We start from the raw sequence: 17263 nt of genomic DNA on the forward strand, positions 1-17263 counted from the left end.
GAGTTGGAAAAACAGAATAAACGTTCCCGGGCCCAGAAAAGTATGCCGAGTCGTAAAGCTCAGAGAGCCATCATTGAGCAAAGAAATTTAAATCCTGTGCTTGACTTGGAAGTGTCTGTATAGGACATTTCTATTTGGTTATTAGGTAGGACATTTCTACTTGGGACTAACACACACAACACAACACAACACAACACAACACAACATCACACCACCATCAGACACTAGATATGCGCTTTTTTTGTGTGTGTTATCACGTAAAAATTTTATGTTAAATAAAAAATATTAGCTGATGTTACGCACTCATTCTATATGTTGTAAATTTTTAAAAAATCGACCACACCATGTAGTGGCAAAGATGCTCAAAAATAAACTTACTGCATAACATAAGTTATTAACTCACGTTAATTCTCAACAGGCCCTAATTAAGTTGTCAAGAAGATATTTCAACCCATATGAAATATCTTCTTTTTAATTATTTAGAAGTGTTTTTAACCTCAACTGTTCTGCCTTCCTCATTATTTTTGCAATTTTTAATTTCTACAACACTTTTAGTTTGATTTGTTATTTTTTGAGGCTGAGAGGAAAAATCTACACTGTGGATAATCTGCATTGATGCTAAAGCTGAAACAGAGGTGAATGAAGATATTACAACTAAGATTACAAAAATACTGCGTTTTGAACCGAACATAATATTGCCCTAAAAAATAAAATAAAAATTAGTGAATCTAACTATTAAATAGCTATTTTATTTAATGAAAATTAACATGATTTGTATATCACTAAAACTTGGTATTTTGTACTATATGGAGTAGTTATTATGTCTAGTAAAAAATATATTTATATCTATAAATTTTATAGCTTTTTAAATGAGAAACACACAAAATTAAAATAAAATGTTGATGAATCTAAATTTACTGACCGCTATTAGATCTCTTTCATAAATCAAAAAAATGATCTTCTTTTGGTTAATATTTACACTCCTGATTTCTTAGCATTCGTGCATAATCTGCGGATGAAATACACCGATTCAAACAAGCTTTCTGATCCTCAATTCAATCGATACACTGGCCATGGTCAACCTTCTATTTAATGGTTGAGCAACTGAAAATGCATGTCCCTGCCAAAGGCAGACCGCCCAAGTTAAGCCTGGAGGATCAGGTTCTGCTCTGTCTAAGCTATTGGCGGGAATATCGAACCTTATTTCACGTTGCGACGAGTTACGGGGTTTCAGAGCCGACAGCTTCAAGAGTTGTACGTCATGTTGAAGACTGCCTGATTCAGTCCAATCTGTTTAATTTACCGAAGAGTTTACCCGAAGGTGAAGGCATCGACTGGAATGTTGTGATCGTGGATGCCACAGAAATTCCAATCCAAAGGCCTAAGAGCCTATCCAGTATTAATTTCATTCTTTTTTAGAAATTGAAAAAATAATTTGTTAAATTTCCCCCATGAGAAAACCATATCCCAGCGACATTAGTCGAGAAGCTTTTAAAGAAATTGAACCGTTACTATTGAGCGGAAGAAAACAAACACGTCCAAGAGTCGTTGATGTCTATGAAGTGTTTTGCGCATTGCTCTATATTCTAAAAAGTGGATGCCAATGGAGTATGCTTCCTCGAGACTTCCCACCTAAAAGCACTGTGCATTATTACTTCTCGATTTGGAATAAAAAGTCTTCAGAAACTGAACCTAGCATACTTGAGCAAGCTTTAAAAAAATGTGGTTGGCGAGGCCCGTATCAGCAATGGACGGAAAGAACAAACGAGCTTTATCATCATTGATTCACAAAGTGTAAAAAACACAGATACTGCACGTGATAAAGGCTATGACGCTGGTAAAAAAGTTTCAGGCATTAAAAGACATATTATTGTTGATACTCAAGGTCTCCCGCATGGAATATTGGTTACGACAGCAGATAAAACAGATCGTCAAGGTGCGTTAGATGCCATAAATTTGCATAGAGATACCTTACAAAATGTAGAGGTTGTACTTGTTAATGGCGGTTATACAGGCGAACCCTTTTCTTTGGCTGTTAATAATTTAATCAGAGCCCGAGTTGATGTTGCTAAACGAAGTGAATTACATAAATTTGCAGTCATTCCACAACGCTGGGTTGTGGAAAGATCATTTGCTTGGTTAGAAAAATGTAGAAGGCTCTGGAAAAACTGTGAAAAGCACCTAAATACGAGCCTTCAGTTCATTAATTTAGCCTTTTTAAGGCTACTTTTGCATAGAAAATATTCTGGATAGGTTCTAAAAAACAGAAGAAAAGCTATAGTGGCAAGAAAAAGACCCATACCTTCAAAGTACAGGCCATGATTCACTACAAGACTCAGCAAATACCGAGTTTATGTAGCAGTCACGGTGCTGTACATGATTTCGAGCTATTTAAAAGAAACATAAAGCTGATTCCTTCAGAAGCCTTTGTTCTTGCAGATAAAGGCTATCAGGAAATTTATACGTTGTATCCCAATAGCCTGTTGCCCTTAAAAGCCAAAAGACGCTGTAAATTGGATCCTGAACTAAAAACCTATAATCAGGAAATCAATAAAAGAAGAATAGGGATTGAACATGTATTTGGCAGGCTGAAAACCTTCAAGATCCTTGCCGAACGTTATCGAAATAGAGCGAAAAGACTCGGTTTGAGATTCAATTTAATCGCTGGAATCTACAACTTGGAACTGAGTAAAAATGATTTATGAAAGAAGTCTATTGGATTTAACTAATTAAACCTATTTGCTTACCTGCATAAATTGCCTTAGTGCGGGAATTTACTTCCAGCTTTTGATAAATCTTTTTAATATGCGCATCTACAGTGTATTTTGAAATATTAAGCTCCAAGCCAATTTCACGGCTACTCAATCCATTAGAGACGCAAGTCAATATTTCCGTTTCTCTTTGTGATAGACTTGTATGAACTTGCTCATGACTCACCGGCAAGTCAATCAATGATTTTTTAAATTTGCTTAGAATTTTTTTGGCGATATTTGGATCGATAATTGCACCGCCTTTCAGCATTGTACGTATGGCAAACATAAGTTCAAAATCATCTGTTTCTTTTAAGACATAACCTGTTGCACCTACATTTAAAGCTTTATAAATAACATCTAAAGTATTCCATGCGGAAAGAACCATAATAGGTGCAGTATTTTCACCTATTGCACGAATGTTTATAATAAAATCGATGCCGCTGCCATCGGGTAAATTTAAATCTACAAGCATGAATTTTATGGAGTTTTTACTGCAAATATCTACAGCAAAATCTATGGTTTGAGAATAGAAGATATCTTTTTCTTCATAACCAAAGGCCTGTAAGACTTTAGAAATCCTCAACTGCTGAGTAGGATCATCTTCTAAAACCAGCATTGGCTTGAGCAATGGCGTACTGAAATTAAACATTTTTTACCATCCATTTTATTTACATAGATTCTTTTCATTTAGCTTTAGAATTGCTATCCCTAAAATTTGGGATTTTAAATTTCAATAATTTAATGGCTCACCCTAATTGCTCAATAACGTGATATCTATCATAAACCAAAACCACAATAACTTCTGATTGCATTGCAGCATTAAGTAAAAATAAAAAGGAAAACTCTTTGTGATAAATCCCTGCAAATAGAGCGGCTGTAGCTCTAAGGCTGTAACAGGCTAACCATCATTTTAAAATTCTTGGCGTTTTTTTATGGTTTCTAAAATAAATCATGACCGTTATTTTAATTAAATAATACTTAAAATTAGGTATGTATCAAAAAATAATAATAGTTATGATTATATTAAAAGATTAAGGAATATTGTGATATGAATAATTTTTTAACTCTAAGTGGCTTTTTATGTTTTGGTATTTTGACTCATACCGCATTTGCAGCGAACTGCACTGTTACTTCTGATGCCAGTACAGTGAATTTGAACTTAGCAACTAACTCATTGCTAACGAATGTATATTTTAGAAATTGTACGAATCGAGTTAGGCCTAGCTTTCAATGGACAAATACCAAGGGAAATGTAGGCGCTTTCTATCTGGACAATCAGCCCAATACGTCCATTGAAGTACCTTTTAACGCTAGAGTTGGTGGTAGTTGGGATAATACTTCGCCATCTCAGGGTGGCGGTCAAACTGCTAATTCTGCAAATGTGAATTTTGACACTCACTTTGGTGCATCTGCTACCCCAAAAAATTTAACACTATATACGCAATTCTTGTTAAAAGACTTTGAAGATCTATCTAGATATCCAGCAGGAATCTATAGGACATCAATGATCTTCAGTGTCAACGAATTCTAATTTATCTACCGTAATTTTTTCCAAGAAATATACTTAATGAATCAAAGTAAATGTAAGTAAATCGTTTTAATGATTAACTCATTTCCATAATACCTGATTTTAGTTATTTCCTAAAAATTATTTAACTCTAAAATCAATCATATATTTAAGCATTCTAAAGAAATATTTATTTTCTCTATAGCAGTGCTATTTTTTGATCATTCGGAAATTGAAAACATGAATTCATTCTTCAAAATAACCAGTGCCTTTTTACTTTGTACAAGCGCTTTAGCTACACATGCTGCAACACAAAGGGTTACTGTCAACTATACACTTACAGTACCCCCTGCATGTACGCTTTCTAGTAATGGTACAGCCATTAACAAAGTATTGCCACATGATGGCACAGCGGTAAATCAAAACATCGATGTGAAGTGCAATGTTCCTTACAATATTCAAGCTAAATCTGCAAATTCAAAAGGAGCAAACCTATCTGCTGTGGTTAATACTACCGACTCAACTCGAAGTATTCCTTATAACATCAAACTGTCTGGCGGCCCGAATGCTGTCAATGTCAATAATGGCACCCCTGTAAATGTTCAGCCATCTGCGACAACTAAAACTGATAACTATACGCTCACTGCAAATACGTCTTCACCTGTTGTAACTGCAGATTACATGGCAGGTGCCTATACCGATAACGTTACTTTAGAAATTAGCTACTAATTTCTCATAGGCATGTATTTACAGATCATTGGTCCACATACATGCCACAGAGTCATTTTGTAAAACTTCCTATTTGAAGTATAGAAATTTGGCTTCCTCATTTTTACGCATCACAATTCACACTCTTTTAAAATTAGCTTTACTGCAGTCTATTTGCAATTGAAATACCACATGGTTTTGGGGAAAACATATGTCTCACTTATCATTGATACGCCTGTGCTTTTTAGCCAGTATTGCTGGCATGATGTCGGCAACAGCTTATGCCAATGTCGCAATTTATCCAGTCAAAATGCAAATCAATGGGGACAATCGTCAGCGTACAACAACCATCAACATACACTCTTCTGCTGGTGAAACTCCCAAAAATTATGAAGTTCATATATATAAATGGACTCAAGACAGTAATGGTAATGACATTCTGACCCCTGACAATCAGCTGATTATTAGTCCTGCATCATTTGTGCTTGAGCCGAACAGCAAGCAGGTCATCCGTATGGGTTTTAAACAGCCCATTTCAGAAATGAACTTACAAAATGAAGAAGCTTGGCGAATTAAAATTTCACCATTGCCAGATATAGAAAAATCAAACGGCATTAAATATGCGTATGGTTTTAATGTACCGTTGTTTACAGGCAAAAATTTTAAAGCAGATTTGTCATTTCAATTAACAAAAGATTCGAATAACCAGCCTACTATTCATGCCAAAAATTTAGGTACAGGGCATTTCCAAATCACTGGTTTCACTCTGCAAGATGCCAAAGGAAATAGTATTTTTACATCGAATGAAATGAAATATATTCTTGCGCAGCAACAAGTGCAATTAAGTATTCCTGCTATTAAACAGCAAAAAGGGCTTCAACTCATTGTGCAAACCGAAAACGATAAGCCGTTGAAATTTGATATTGCGGAGCAGGAATAATGAAAAAAGGAATTAAAAAAGTACGCAATATTGTCACATCCCCATCTACCCTCGTTTTAATCTACTGTACGCTTTATTCCCAACACGGCTTAGCACAAAGTGTTGCTGAAAAAAACCTTGTGGCTAAAACCGCGCCCGAATTAGGGACCGAGCATTCAGTAATCAATGCACCTAAACAAGATAATGCTATTTTAGGGCTTTGGATCAATGGTGTAGATCTGCAACAAGAAGCCTTCATTCTTAACATTAATCAGCAGCGCTATATAGAGTGCAGTATTCTTCAACAAGGATTTGTTGATATTTCTCAATTAAGTGCATTAAATCAAGATAATATTCAATATTGTTTAATTGAAAATGCTAGTTTTAGTAGTGAAATTGATGCACAGCGTCAATTGTTCAAACTGAACATTCCCGCGCAATATATGCTCAAGCAGAAACTCGCTGCAAAGCAGCGTTTTATACCCGACATGCCTAATTTAGGCGGATTTATTAACTATAATGTCTATTATCAAAATGGTGATTACAACAAGCAAATCAATGCTTCGACAGACCTAAACATTTTTTGGAAAAACATGCTGTTTAACAGCAGTCATTTGTTTCGTAAAAACGATGATGATCATCACAACAAGTCTCAGAGCAGCAACCGTTTAAATACGTCCTTAAGTTTTGAATTCCCCGAACAAATGACGACTTTAAAATTGGGTGATAATGTCAGTAACTATACTGGGTTGAATCAATCTTTCTATTTTGGCGGTCTAAGCTTTGGCACCAATTTCAGCAGACGCCCCAATTTTACCTATTGGAATACCCCATCCGTTCAAGGCAGTGCTTTGACACAATCGACTGTCGATTTAATGATTAACGGTTCACAAGCCTATAACGCCAAAGTGAACCCTGGCCAATATAACATTGACAGCAATATTGGCTTTTCAGGTTTAGGTGATGCACAAATTATTGTCAAAGATATTTTAGGCAATACGACCGTACAAAATATCTCAGTTTTCGTCGATCAGCGGCTACTACGTCCAGGACTGACAGATTATAATTTTTCCGCTGGTAAATTACGCTATAACTATGCTTATGACGATAATGATTATCGTGACTGGTTTGGAAGTGGTTATCTTCGTAGAGGCATCACAGCATCGACAACTTTAGGCGTAACAGCAGAATATAGTAAGAAACTAGAAAGTGCTGGACTCATGTGGAGCCAATATCTGTACAAGTTGGGATTACTGGAAGTCAACTCTGCCTACAGCCATGCAGATGAAGCAGGTTTAGAGGGCTATACGGTCAATACTGAGTTTAAGCGCAATACACAAAATTATAGTGTCGGCCTACGTTCACAATATTATAGCACAGACTTTCGCATGCTAGGTCTGGATGACTACAGTAGTCATAGCTATTTGCCAGCGCGGGAAAGCCAGATCTATGCATCCAAAAATCAGATCCCTTATCTGAATAATCTTTCTCTCAGCTATATTGAACGTAAATTCAGGGAAGAATCGAATTCAGAAGATCAAAAGCTATTCAATTTAAGCACCAGTCGCTCTTTATCTAACAATCTATTTGGTAGTTTAGGTATCTCCTATGATGCTGAGAGCAATGACCGTGCAAGTGTTGACCTCAGGCTAAGTTACAATTTCGATAACAATAAACAATCCTTGAATCTGAATCAGCATGATGATGACGAAACTAATCTGCAGTTTAATCAATACAGTGAAGGCAATACTGGTTTTGACTATAGCATTGGCGCTAGTCGCAGCCACGATGAGTATTCAGGCAATCTATCTACACGCTTTAAAACCAATGCAGGTGACTTGAATTTACAATACCTGCAAACAGATGATCAAAAATATTACAACGCAAGCTATATGGGATCTCTGGTTTGGTTAGGCAACCGTTTTGATCTAAGTAAGTATATTTCGAATAGCTTTGCACTCGTTCGCGTTGATGGTACGCCAAATGTTGATATTTACAGCAATGGTTCATATATAGGCAAAACCAACAAGAATGGTGAAATTTTCAGCTATAACTTATATGGTTATAGTGAGAATAGTGTGATCTTTGACGACAGCCAAATCAGTATTGAAGATAGTTTTGCCCACTCTTCTCGCTCCATTATGCCAATCAATCAACGTGGATATATTATTGATTTCCCAATGAGCAATACTGCGAGCCACAACATTACCTTTAAATTTATTGATCAAAATCAGCAGCCGCTTGAAAGCGGAAGCATGGTAAACATTGAAGGAATTGCACAGGGTAAATATCCAATTAACAGTCAAAACTTAGTGACTGTTTACGCTCTAAACCCACAAAGCTATTCTATTAAAGTACAAACGTCTAATCAGACTTGCTCAAGTCAGTTTACCTTAGAGCCTGATATAGCTAAGGATGAAATAGTCGTTTTAACTTGCCAATAAAGTACAAAAAAGGAGTTGTCAATCAGCTCCTTTTTACTGACTTATAAAATGATTTGGATTGGTCAATTATCTACACAGGCATATGCTCTCTGTCAAATGTACTGCATAACTTTCCTGCACCGCCTTAATAATATGCCGATCCAGTCACACTGGTTTCATAATCGCCAGACTTAGGATTAGCTATTTCAGAGAAAATGAGGCCTAACTGGTTTAATACAATTGCTAAATTTAACAAATGCAAATGTTCAATAAAGCACTCATTCATCTGTAATGACAACGCATCAGTTTGCTAAAACTCATTCTATTGAGCTGTTTTTTAGTTAACGCTGCATTTCAATAATTTTTGCGACTTTAAGTGCCCTCATTTCAGGTTGTTCCAGTTGAACCATATGTCCGCCTTTGACCACACTGAAATCAATGGCATAAATTTTCTTCATCCCCTCGGGCAAACCTTGCTTATAAAAATGGCTTTGATCTGCTGTGATTAGGTGTACAGGCATATTGGGTCATTTACGCATTGTGCGCTACCGCCAAATTGATACAGTTCTAAAAATATGCGCTTCAATGTCTTTCGTACTACTGAGCATCAGCCCACCTTAGCTTAAATATTCTTAAATACAATGCGCAAATTAATCATCAAAACACTGTGTATCACAATCTTTGAATAATAAGTTATTATTCAGAGCTGGTATGCCTCATCAAAACTACTCCCAGTGACTATCCAATTTTTTCCTTTAAATATCATGAAATTTATCTGTATATTTTTGTTAAAAAAAAATATACTCTACAAAATTAGTCTTTGATTTTTCTATTTTATTCATTCTGACTAAATATCAAATTTATCCAATTTTTAAAATAAATACATAGGAAAGAAAGTGTAATGGCTCTGGGATTTGCTCAAGCTTCATTTAAGCTGAATCATGACGCTTTTATCATGGCAATCTTCACTTGTTTCATTTTATGTATCGGATTGTTCAATACTGCATTTGCAGCTTCAACTACTCAACATCCCAAAGATGTATGTCGAACCATAATACAGAACATAATGGCAGCTCAGGGCAATGTAAATCAGGAAATGCAGCGCCCTGCTCAAGGCTGGGTCAACCTTGAAAAACTACCGGATCGCTGGGAAAAACGCTGGCCAGATTTTCATGGTATAGCTTGGTATAAGATTCACTTTAGCTACACCTGTGACACTAATATGTCCAATCCACCGCTTAGTTTTGCTATAGAGGGAATCACACAAAGCGGGAAAATCTTTTTAAATGACGATTTGCTATGGCAAGACTTATACCTAAAAGACCCAGCATCCCGCAGCCAGTATATGCCCCGTATATGGAATTTGCCCACATCCAGCTTAAAGCAAGGTCAAAATACATTATGGATACAAGTATATGGAAGCATTACCCAAAAATCCGGTTTAGGCCATGTTGCTTTAGGCAATTACCCAAGCACCTACAGCCTGTATAAAACCTGGCTTTTAGAAAAAAGAATACTCCCTGAATTGAACATGATGGTCAACATTGTAGTGGGAGTGTTTTATCTTTTAGCATGGCTGGCCAACCGCAAAGAAAAAGCGTTCTTTTGGTTTGCCATGACTGGCTTAGGATGGGTCATTTACAGCTTTTGCTTTTTATATACCGACCCGATTTCTTTTTTTACCGCCATCAGCATTGATCGTTTACAGAATATTATCTTCTGTTTTTATACTGTCGGGGGCTGTTTAGGTGCTTGGTACTTTGCAAATAAATCATTTCCACGCATTCAAAAATTACTCTTTATCTTCTTAGCTGTGGCTACTGTTTGCATTACTTTGGCACCAACGGATCAAGTCAGCGCAGTAATACAATTTTTCTTTTCAATTGCTGTTGTTATCTTTTTATTAAAATGTATTACCTATCCTTTTATTGCTTATAAATCAAAGTTTCCAGAAACTTATTTACTGGCCGTATTGTATTTAATCTACTTACCTATCGCTTTTAATGATGCGCAGTTTATGATCACTATGGAAGGGCGCCCTCTTTCTCCTTATACTGGGCCATTTACCACCATGGCGGTTGGTGCTATCTTAGCTATGCGTCTAGCCCGAAATGCACGGCAAATTGAACGCTTTAATAAAACACTTGCGGAAAATGTGACTCAAGCCAAGCAGGAGTTGACGGCATCATTAGGACAGCAGCATAAGCTTTCGATCGAAAATGCTCGGCTGCAAGAACGCATTCATTTATCCCATGATTTGCATGATGGCTTAGGTGGTTCTATTGTCCGCTCAATCATCACACTGGAACAAAACGATAAAGTCACTAAACCACAAGTGCTATCTATTTTAAAAATGCTGCGCAGTGATTTACGGCAAATCGTTGACTCAGGTTCAAGCCTCTCCTCCAAAGTCCCTGCTAATCCTGTCGAATGGGGAGCGCCTATTCGCTATAGATTTATCCAGCTCTTCGAGGAAATAGACATCCGTTCGCAATGGTGCTTTGAACAAACATGGAAAAATATGCCCATAGCTCTGCAATGCCTTACATTAACCAGAGTTGTGGAAGAGGCACTAACCAATATTCTCAAACACAGCCAAGCCTCAGAAGTTAACGTTTCTTTGACTGAGACAGAGAATAATGAACTGATGATGTGTATTCAAGACAATGGCATTGGCTTTAATCCCAAAACAGTGGAAGCTGGACTGCATGTTGGACTGCAAAGCATGCAGGCGCGTATTCACCGTCTGGGCGGCGAGTTTAAAATTGATTCACAGCCCGGTAAAACCTCAATTCAAGTGATTTTACCTTTGACCATTAATAAAACGGATACCGCTTTAAAGTAAGCGGATATTCTTGATTTTTACATACTTTAGTTAAGAATGATCGTGGACAGTTGATCCCTCTAAATTCTTAAAATATTTCTGCTCAAAGGCTTCTGGACTTAGCCAATTATTTACAGAATGCCTTCTAATTCGATTGTAGTAAACTTCGATATACTCAAACAAGACAGCATTTTGATCTTTTCGAGTATAAAACACACTGCCGTCTATGGGGGATAGTGCTTACGACACTAAAAAAATGTCATCTAACCATCTCAAATAAACTCATGCTGGATTCAACCTAGACGAAATGCCAGACCTTAGAAAGATTTAAAGCCTTTTACACAAGAGCGGAATGAACTTCTTAAAACGGTAAAGAGATTAGGCACGAGACTATGGAAAAAATGGTCAGGCTATCATCAGCGATGTTTAGTGAAAGCTAAGATGCTTTGCATTAAGCATCTCGGCGAAAAACTAATCGCAAGGAACTTCAATCGACAAGTCAATGAGCTGCATGCCCGTATTGCCGTACTGAATAAATTTATAGAATTGGTATTTTACATTTTTAATTGAAACCTACAGGCAATAAAAAAAGGCTTTAAGTCTTTTTATTTAAAACCCTTATGTTTAGCATTAAATCTTGGTAAGTATAAACAGACTCGAACTGCTGACTTTTACGATATCAACACATAAAACAGTAATTAAATATCAATAATTTAGATATAAATTGGGTCGATTGGTATCATATAAAGTTTTGTTACAAAATAATCAAAAAAGGGAAGCCGAAACCTCCCAAGTTAAGCTTAAAAAGTCTTACGAACACTTAACCAATACTGATGATCATCACGATCGTCTAACTGGCTTGGCATATTGCCCAGCGGGAAAGCCACTTCGGCATTGGCCTGGATATTCCAGGCACTGATCCAGCTCAACCCCAAACCTGCACTGCTAAGCCGCGCTGTATTGTCCCCGGTAACCCCGGTCCATTTTTCCGCATTCAAGGTCACTTCGGCCGTCTCGATAAACACTTTTCCGCCAATTTGATGCTGGGCATTGGCAAACAGTTTTTGTCTCAGTTCTGCTGTAGCATAGTAGCCTGACGACCCTGCAAACTGGCTGGATTCATAACCTCTGACATTAAAAGGGCCACCACCCAAATACTGTTCTGCACTATCCAAATTGTAAGGACTGTATTGGCCATAGATACCCAAATACCCCTGCATGCCTTTCTGATTCAAATTTTGCAGGCGGGAGAGATTCATCGAAACCGTATAGAAATCTCCCTCAGTTTGAGCAGATTGGGCATCTAGTATTGCAGCATCGGCATTTTTAAAATTCACCCGACCATAAGTAAATGACGTTCCATACTGGGTCAGCCCGCCCCCGAAGATTTGATCGTACTGTGAACCATCTAGGCGTAGAGTGACATTATCCAGATCACGATGCTTTTGATATTGATTCAGCTTGATGTCATCTTCAAGCTGTTTATGGTCATACTGAAGGATGAGTAAAACTTCAGCCGTATTGGTCAATAATGCAGGCTGGCTGATAAACACACTGGTTTGGGCCGCATTACCCTCTGCACCAATGGTTTTAAGTTCTTTACCCAATTCATAATCAAGATAGGAATAGCTTGCCCCTGCACGAGTCCCCATCCCGGTAAAGGTAAAGGCATAGCCGACTCGGCCATAGTTCATACGCTCGCCTGCAGTCATGATGTCCAGGCTCAGTTCATCACCTAATCCTGCAAGATTATTGGCAGAGATCCCTGCGCTTCCTCTGACTCGACTGGTATATTTGTTGCCAAAGTTATCTGCACCCAGATAACCACTCAACATCGGCGCATTTTCTAGTTCGATATTCAGTTGGCTACTTCCTACCGCTTCACCTGGAGCTAGTACATTTCGTGTCGTTACACCATCCAAGCGATTAAGCAATTTAAGCTGTTGTTGCATTTCATCACTATTGATGTGCTCACCCTGTTTAAGCGGTGCAAGCGTTTGTTCAACCAGCCAGTTTTGGGTGCGGCTTTGATTGTTGATCACAGCTTTATCGTAATACGCTTCAAGGATATTGATGCGTACCACACCTTGACTCAAGTTCTGTTGTGGCAGATATGCACGACTATAGCCATAACCGTGTTGCTGGTAGTACTGAGTGATTCTTTGGGTCACAGCCCAAAGCTGATTGAGACTCAGCTCTTTACCTTCTGCATCGACTACCAGTCGATGCAGTTGTTCTGAACTAAAACGGCTATTCCCTGAAATTTCGATTTTTTGTACAGGAATTTGTACTTGGGCTGCACTCGGTTCCGTAACAGCAGATGAACTTTCAACATCAACCGCAGCCTGGGGTTCAAGTGTTTGCCCCTGTTGCTGCTGTTGTAACAGCTGTCCTGCATTCGGTGCCGTTGCTGCCTGATTGGTTGTTGCCAATACCATTAAACATGCACCAATTGATAAAGTTAATACGTTCAATTGTAGTTTCATCAATTAGTACTCCCCTTTTAATGTCTGGATGCCAGAGGTATTAACCCCGCCTTGGCGTATGTCTAGATTCACTGTATTTAATGCGTTATTTGTTTCTGGCAAATAGCGTGGACGTTTCAATTGGATCGCCTGTAAATAATTAGCTGGTGTTAACAGCTGAATGGCTGCCGAAGTCATCGCAGTGGTATCTTTAAGGTTGTAGTTTTGCGCATCTACCCCACCTAAGCTTAAGCCTGTAATCGAAACAGTCTTTGCTTGCCCTGGTGTTGCATTATCAAACTGACCGGTTGCTGTTGCGACAGTCAGCTGATCACCTGCGTAAATCCCATTGAATTTTGCATAATCTGTATTCAGCATTGCTGCGGTTAATCCATCATAAGTTCGGCTATCAGCGGTAATTTCAGTAATAGAACCAATATTGGCTTGAATAATATCTGCAGTCGTTTGTGCGGTATTGCTCACCAGTTCATAGTTGTGTGCATCTGCACCATTCAGGCTAATGCTGTTGATACTGACCTGTTTCCCCGTTGCTGCATTCTTATCGCTGAACTGTCCTGTGGCTGTTGCAACAAGCAGTTCATCACCACTCACAATGCCATCGAATTGCGCAGATGATGTGTTCAGACTTGCATTGGTGGTTGCATCATAGACACGGTTATTGGCAGTAAGGCCGGTGACCTGACTGATTTTGGCTTTGGCAATATCCAGTGAGCCATTAACAAAGGTCAGATCATAGTTTTTGTCTGTACCGGTTGCGATATTGTCATAATGACCTGCATCTTTAGCTGAAACCGATGCTGTCACAGCTGTCAGAACTGATTCATCTTCGCCATTGACCAAGCCAGAAGCGGTAAAGCCTGAGGCCGTTTGATTTTGGCCGTTATAAACCGTATTCAAGCTGTTCGCTGTTACGATTGCTTTCGCTTTTAAGATATTTCCAGTGAGACCTGTCGGATTGCTCAGGCTGTAATTGCTGGCTAATCCCGTAGCATCGGATAAGGTGCTGCCTGTCACGGTCACTGCTTTTCCTGCACCCGCATTGGCATCTGCATAGCTGCCACTACCAGCAATAAAGCCCAAGGTTTCATTGCCTACCAATCCGCTAAGTTGTCCACTGCTAAGATTTGCTAATGTAGATCTATCATATTCTTTATCACTTACTGTCATGTTTACAATATTCAATGCTTTCGCCTTAATCGAGGCTTTAAGATTCTCATCTGCAAGGCTGTAGTTACTTGCCAGCCCGCCATTGCTGCCATTCTGCAAGGTGTAGTGTGCCGTCACAATATCCGCTGTCAGTACATCTTTGCTATTGAACTGGCCTGTTCCTGTAATACCCAGTTTTTCATTACCGACAAGCCCTGAAAGGGTACCTGCCGTGACTTGTGCTGTGGTAGTGCCGTCATAATCTTTGTCTGCTACTTTACTGCCGATAATGATCAAGGCTTTTGGGGTAATGGTTAAAGTCGGTCCAATCCCTATCAGATCATAGCCTTGCTGATTTGAATAATAGTTTGCAGTGTATTTTCCTGCATTAGTACCCTGCGTAGTCCCGGATGATAATATTAGTTTTGATGGATCATAAGCCGTCAAATCTAATGAATGATTTTTCCCATCATAAACATATGTTTTATTTATATTATTCAAATCAATTGCAGTCAAAAAATTACGTAATAATGGTGCAGTTTGGCCTTCATAAATCCGCCAGATTTTGTCTATTCCGCCCTGGTTATCAATATTCCATCCAGCAAAACTCCCTGCTTTTTTCATTTGTTCAGATGTTAAACCTGATCCAGAATTGCTTTGAGTTGCAATCCCGGATGTAGTCATATTCCAATAGTTACCATAAACAGGAGCATAGATGTTTGTGTTACTTATGTTATTTCCCGGTACGGTTCATCATCGACTCAAGTCTCTATTTGCAACAGTGCCTTTTTCAATTAAAAAGTTTTCTGCCAATTTATCCAGACTTGATAATTATCACGCTCATTCATTTGTACAGGCTTGTCGCCTAAAGGGAACCCGAATGTAGCTTGAATGCTGCCTGTATAACGATGGTCCCAGCTGAGACCTATGCCCGCACTTCTCAGCGATACTGTATTCTTTTCAGTAGAACCCATCCATGTATGTGCATTCAACTTCAATTTAGCCATATCAAGAAATAATTTTCCGTTTAGCCGATTTTGCGCATTTGACCATAAATCCTGCCTCAACTCTAAACTGGATGCCAAACCTTGCGATGCAGAAAATACACTGCTCTTATAACCGCGCATGAAGTTTGAACCACCCACATAGTAAGCTTCAGAACTGTCCAGGTTATCAGGGCTATAAAAACCTTCAATAGATGCAAATAATTCATTACTCTTCATAATTTTTTGCAGGCGCGATGCTTTCAGCAATACACTTAAATAGTCACCATCAGATTGACGTGAAAGTGCATCTACAGCTTTAACCGCGTCATCTCCAATATCTAAATGTCCGAATGAATTAATTACTGCAAACTCATTAAAACCCGCGCCACCCACTGAGTCATATGATGAATGATTTAATCCGAGCTGAAAGCTTTCAACATTACGGTGATTGTAATTTTTAACTGTCTCTACCTCATCTTCTAATTGTTTGTGTGTATAGTTTAGGGACAGTATTGTTTGCTGCTTTGTACTTTGTATGACTGGCTGCTGCAACCAAACAGAGGTTTCTTTAGCATTGCCTTCATAGCCTGCATCTTTTAAATCTTGACCTAATTCATATTCTAAATATGAATAGCTCGCCCCTAATTGTGTTCCTGAACCATGTATCAATGCTGAATAACCGATTTTTCCATAGTTCATCCGCTGACCGCTGCTCATGGCATCCAATGACAGCTGATCCCCCAGCCCCAATAGACTGTTCACACGTAAACCGCCTGTACCACGGACTTTACCCGTATATTTACCGCCGAAATTATCTGCACCTAAATATGCCTGATATTTTTGTGCGGAAGCCAACTCTACATTCAGTAAAGTTTCATTTTGTGACTGTCCTGCAGTAAAAGATAAATTATTTTCCACTCCATTTAGCCGATTCAGGCGGGATGATATTTCATCTAGAGATTGATCACTCAATAGCTGTTTATTTTGCAATGGTGCAATCATTTGATTTACCAGCCACGACCGGGTATTTGACGCATTGCTTAAATGCACGCCATTCAATTGCGCTTCTACGACTTGAAGGATAACAATCCCCCCATTAAGTGTTTGGGCCGGCAAAAATGCATAACTGTAGCTATAGCCATTTTGTGCATAATAATCACTGACCTTGTTTGCTGCTTGCTGCAATTCCGTCAATGTCAGCTGCTTGCCTTCATAGGCTTGAATTTGTTGGCGAAGTACCAATTCAGAAAACTGCGTATTGCCCTGAATCTCAAATTGGCGAACAAACACTTGCTGCTCCCCATGAACAGTATGCTGCGGCACTGGTGCTTCCAGAGCTTTATTTTCTTGTGCAGGCTGAATCTGCGGGCTTTTTGCTTCCTGCAATAATTGACCTGCATTTGGGATATTTTCTGCAAAACAAAGCTGCCCTGTTGCGATTAAACTGCATAAAAGCAACGTTTTAGGACAAGCAATCGCCATTAAATTTTTATTCATTTCAACCCCAATAT

The 17263-nt window shown here is 38.6% G+C and carries 14 protein-coding genes and 2 pseudogenes; 9 read left to right on the forward strand and 7 right to left on the reverse strand.

Annotated elements, in window-relative coordinates:
- Positions 1–475: 475 nt before the first annotated feature.
- A complete protein-coding gene (locus ACP69Y_RS15685) occupies positions 476–691 on the reverse strand; it encodes a hypothetical protein (RefSeq protein ID WP_131386541.1) in 216 nt (71 codons plus the stop codon).
- Between the two features lie 401 nt (positions 692–1092).
- Between ACP69Y_RS15685 and ACP69Y_RS15690 the strand changes: the two genes are divergently transcribed.
- The 3 genes from ACP69Y_RS15690 to ACP69Y_RS15700 all read left to right on the forward strand — a co-directional run bounded on the left by ACP69Y_RS15690 (position 1093) and on the right by ACP69Y_RS15700 (position 2705).
- Positions 1093–1419: a transposase family protein gene (locus ACP69Y_RS15690; protein ID WP_425919388.1), complete on the forward strand. Its 327-nt coding sequence runs from the start codon at positions 1093–1095 to the stop codon at positions 1417–1419.
- A gap of 32 nt (positions 1420–1451) precedes the next feature.
- Positions 1452–2253 (forward strand): IS5 family transposase gene (locus ACP69Y_RS15695; RefSeq protein ID WP_425919389.1). Its coding sequence is split into 2 segments (ribosomal slippage): positions 1452–1715 and positions 1717–2253, totalling 801 coding nucleotides; the frame shifts between segments, so codons are not numbered across the junction.
- Positions 2250–2705: a transposase family protein gene (locus tag ACP69Y_RS15700; RefSeq protein WP_425919405.1), complete on the forward strand. Its 456-nt coding sequence runs from the start codon at positions 2250–2252 to the stop codon at positions 2703–2705. Before ACP69Y_RS15695 ends, ACP69Y_RS15700 begins: the two co-directional genes overlap by 4 nt.
- 16 nt (positions 2706–2721) lie before the next feature.
- On the opposite strand, the gene ACP69Y_RS15705 is transcribed toward ACP69Y_RS15700, so the two are convergent.
- A complete protein-coding gene (locus ACP69Y_RS15705; RefSeq protein ID WP_425919390.1) occupies positions 2722–3402 on the reverse strand; it encodes a LuxR C-terminal-related transcriptional regulator in 681 nt (226 codons plus the stop codon).
- A gap of 399 nt (positions 3403–3801) precedes the next feature.
- Between ACP69Y_RS15705 and ACP69Y_RS15710 the strand changes: the two genes are divergently transcribed.
- The 4 genes from ACP69Y_RS15710 to ACP69Y_RS15725 all read left to right on the forward strand — a co-directional run bounded on the left by ACP69Y_RS15710 (position 3802) and on the right by ACP69Y_RS15725 (position 8331).
- Entirely contained in the window at positions 3802–4284 is a 483-nt protein-coding gene (locus ACP69Y_RS15710; protein ID WP_425919391.1) for a hypothetical protein, read from the forward strand.
- Between the two features lie 216 nt (positions 4285–4500).
- Positions 4501–4989 (forward strand): spore coat protein U domain-containing protein, encoded by a 489-nt coding sequence (locus ACP69Y_RS15715; protein WP_425919392.1) that lies wholly within the window; start codon positions 4501–4503, stop codon positions 4987–4989.
- Between the two features lie 190 nt (positions 4990–5179).
- Complete coding sequence (locus tag ACP69Y_RS15720; protein ID WP_425919393.1) at positions 5180–5908, forward strand: fimbrial biogenesis chaperone; 729 nt, start codon at positions 5180–5182, stop codon at positions 5906–5908.
- Positions 5908–8331, forward strand: coding sequence for a fimbria/pilus outer membrane usher protein (locus tag ACP69Y_RS15725; protein ID WP_425919394.1), 2424 nt, complete (start codon positions 5908–5910; stop codon positions 8329–8331). Before ACP69Y_RS15720 ends, ACP69Y_RS15725 begins: the two co-directional genes overlap by 1 nt.
- A gap of 320 nt (positions 8332–8651) precedes the next feature.
- Here ACP69Y_RS15725 and ACP69Y_RS15730 read toward each other — a convergent pair whose 3' ends face one another.
- Positions 8652–8831 carry a hypothetical protein gene (locus ACP69Y_RS15730; protein ID WP_425919395.1) on the reverse strand — a complete coding sequence of 60 codons (180 nt, stop codon included), beginning with the start codon at positions 8829–8831 and terminating at the stop codon, positions 8652–8654.
- A 380-nt stretch (positions 8832–9211) separates the two neighbouring features.
- Between ACP69Y_RS15730 and ACP69Y_RS15735 the strand changes: the two genes are divergently transcribed.
- Positions 9212–11155, forward strand: coding sequence for an ATP-binding protein (locus ACP69Y_RS15735; RefSeq protein WP_425919396.1), 1944 nt, complete (start codon positions 9212–9214; stop codon positions 11153–11155).
- 30 nt (positions 11156–11185) lie between these two features.
- Here the strand turns inward: ACP69Y_RS15735 and ACP69Y_RS15740 are convergent.
- Positions 11186–11362 (reverse strand): annotated as a pseudogene (locus ACP69Y_RS15740) (IS3 family transposase); the annotation flags it as partial.
- A 63-nt stretch (positions 11363–11425) separates the two neighbouring features.
- Here ACP69Y_RS15740 and ACP69Y_RS15745 point away from each other — a divergent pair.
- Positions 11426–11704: pseudogene (locus ACP69Y_RS15745) on the forward strand (IS5/IS1182 family transposase); the annotation flags it as partial.
- A gap of 230 nt (positions 11705–11934) precedes the next feature.
- Here the strand turns inward: ACP69Y_RS15745 and ACP69Y_RS15750 are convergent.
- The 3 genes from ACP69Y_RS15750 to ACP69Y_RS15760 all read right to left on the reverse strand — a co-directional run bounded on the left by ACP69Y_RS15750 (position 11935) and on the right by ACP69Y_RS15760 (position 17249).
- Positions 11935–13620 (reverse strand): ShlB/FhaC/HecB family hemolysin secretion/activation protein, encoded by a 1686-nt coding sequence (locus tag ACP69Y_RS15750; protein ID WP_425919397.1) that lies wholly within the window; start codon positions 13618–13620, stop codon positions 11935–11937.
- 3 nt (positions 13621–13623) lie between these two features.
- Positions 13624–15450 carry a YDG domain-containing protein gene (locus tag ACP69Y_RS15755; protein ID WP_425919398.1) on the reverse strand — a complete coding sequence of 609 codons (1827 nt, stop codon included), beginning with the start codon at positions 15448–15450 and terminating at the stop codon, positions 13624–13626.
- A 110-nt stretch (positions 15451–15560) separates the two neighbouring features.
- Positions 15561–17249: a ShlB/FhaC/HecB family hemolysin secretion/activation protein gene (locus ACP69Y_RS15760; protein ID WP_425919399.1), complete on the reverse strand. Its 1689-nt coding sequence runs from the start codon at positions 17247–17249 to the stop codon at positions 15561–15563.
- Between the last annotated feature and the right edge of the window lie 14 nt (positions 17250–17263).

Source organism: Acinetobacter sp. TSRC1-2 (genome assembly GCF_049895885.1).
Taxonomy (GTDB): Bacteria; Pseudomonadota; Gammaproteobacteria; order Pseudomonadales; family Moraxellaceae; genus Acinetobacter.

What these genes read in the sequence shown, in the direction of transcription:
- ACP69Y_RS15685 (WP_131386541.1), bottom strand. Translation starts at nt 691, where the DNA reads ATGTTCGGTTCAAAACGCAGTATTTTTGTAATCTTAGTTGTAATATCT.
- ACP69Y_RS15690 (WP_425919388.1), top strand. Translation starts at nt 1,093, where the DNA reads ATGGTTGAGCAACTGAAAATGCATGTCCCTGCCAAAGGCAGACCGCCC.
- ACP69Y_RS15705 (WP_425919390.1), bottom strand. Translation starts at nt 3,402, where the DNA reads ATGTTTAATTTCAGTACGCCATTGCTCAAGCCAATGCTGGTTTTAGAA.
- ACP69Y_RS15710 (WP_425919391.1), top strand. Translation starts at nt 3,802, where the DNA reads ATGAATAATTTTTTAACTCTAAGTGGCTTTTTATGTTTTGGTATTTTG.
- ACP69Y_RS15715 (WP_425919392.1), top strand. Translation starts at nt 4,501, where the DNA reads ATGAATTCATTCTTCAAAATAACCAGTGCCTTTTTACTTTGTACAAGC.
- ACP69Y_RS15720 (WP_425919393.1), top strand. Translation starts at nt 5,180, where the DNA reads ATGTCTCACTTATCATTGATACGCCTGTGCTTTTTAGCCAGTATTGCT.
- ACP69Y_RS15725 (WP_425919394.1), top strand. Translation starts at nt 5,908, where the DNA reads ATGAAAAAAGGAATTAAAAAAGTACGCAATATTGTCACATCCCCATCT.
- ACP69Y_RS15730 (WP_425919395.1), bottom strand. Translation starts at nt 8,831, where the DNA reads ATGCCTGTACACCTAATCACAGCAGATCAAAGCCATTTTTATAAGCAA.
- ACP69Y_RS15735 (WP_425919396.1), top strand. Translation starts at nt 9,212, where the DNA reads ATGGCTCTGGGATTTGCTCAAGCTTCATTTAAGCTGAATCATGACGCT.
- ACP69Y_RS15750 (WP_425919397.1), bottom strand. Translation starts at nt 13,620, where the DNA reads ATGAAACTACAATTGAACGTATTAACTTTATCAATTGGTGCATGTTTA.
- ACP69Y_RS15755 (WP_425919398.1), bottom strand. Translation starts at nt 15,450, where the DNA reads ATGACTACATCCGGGATTGCAACTCAAAGCAATTCTGGATCAGGTTTA.
- ACP69Y_RS15760 (WP_425919399.1), bottom strand. Translation starts at nt 17,249, where the DNA reads ATGAATAAAAATTTAATGGCGATTGCTTGTCCTAAAACGTTGCTTTTA.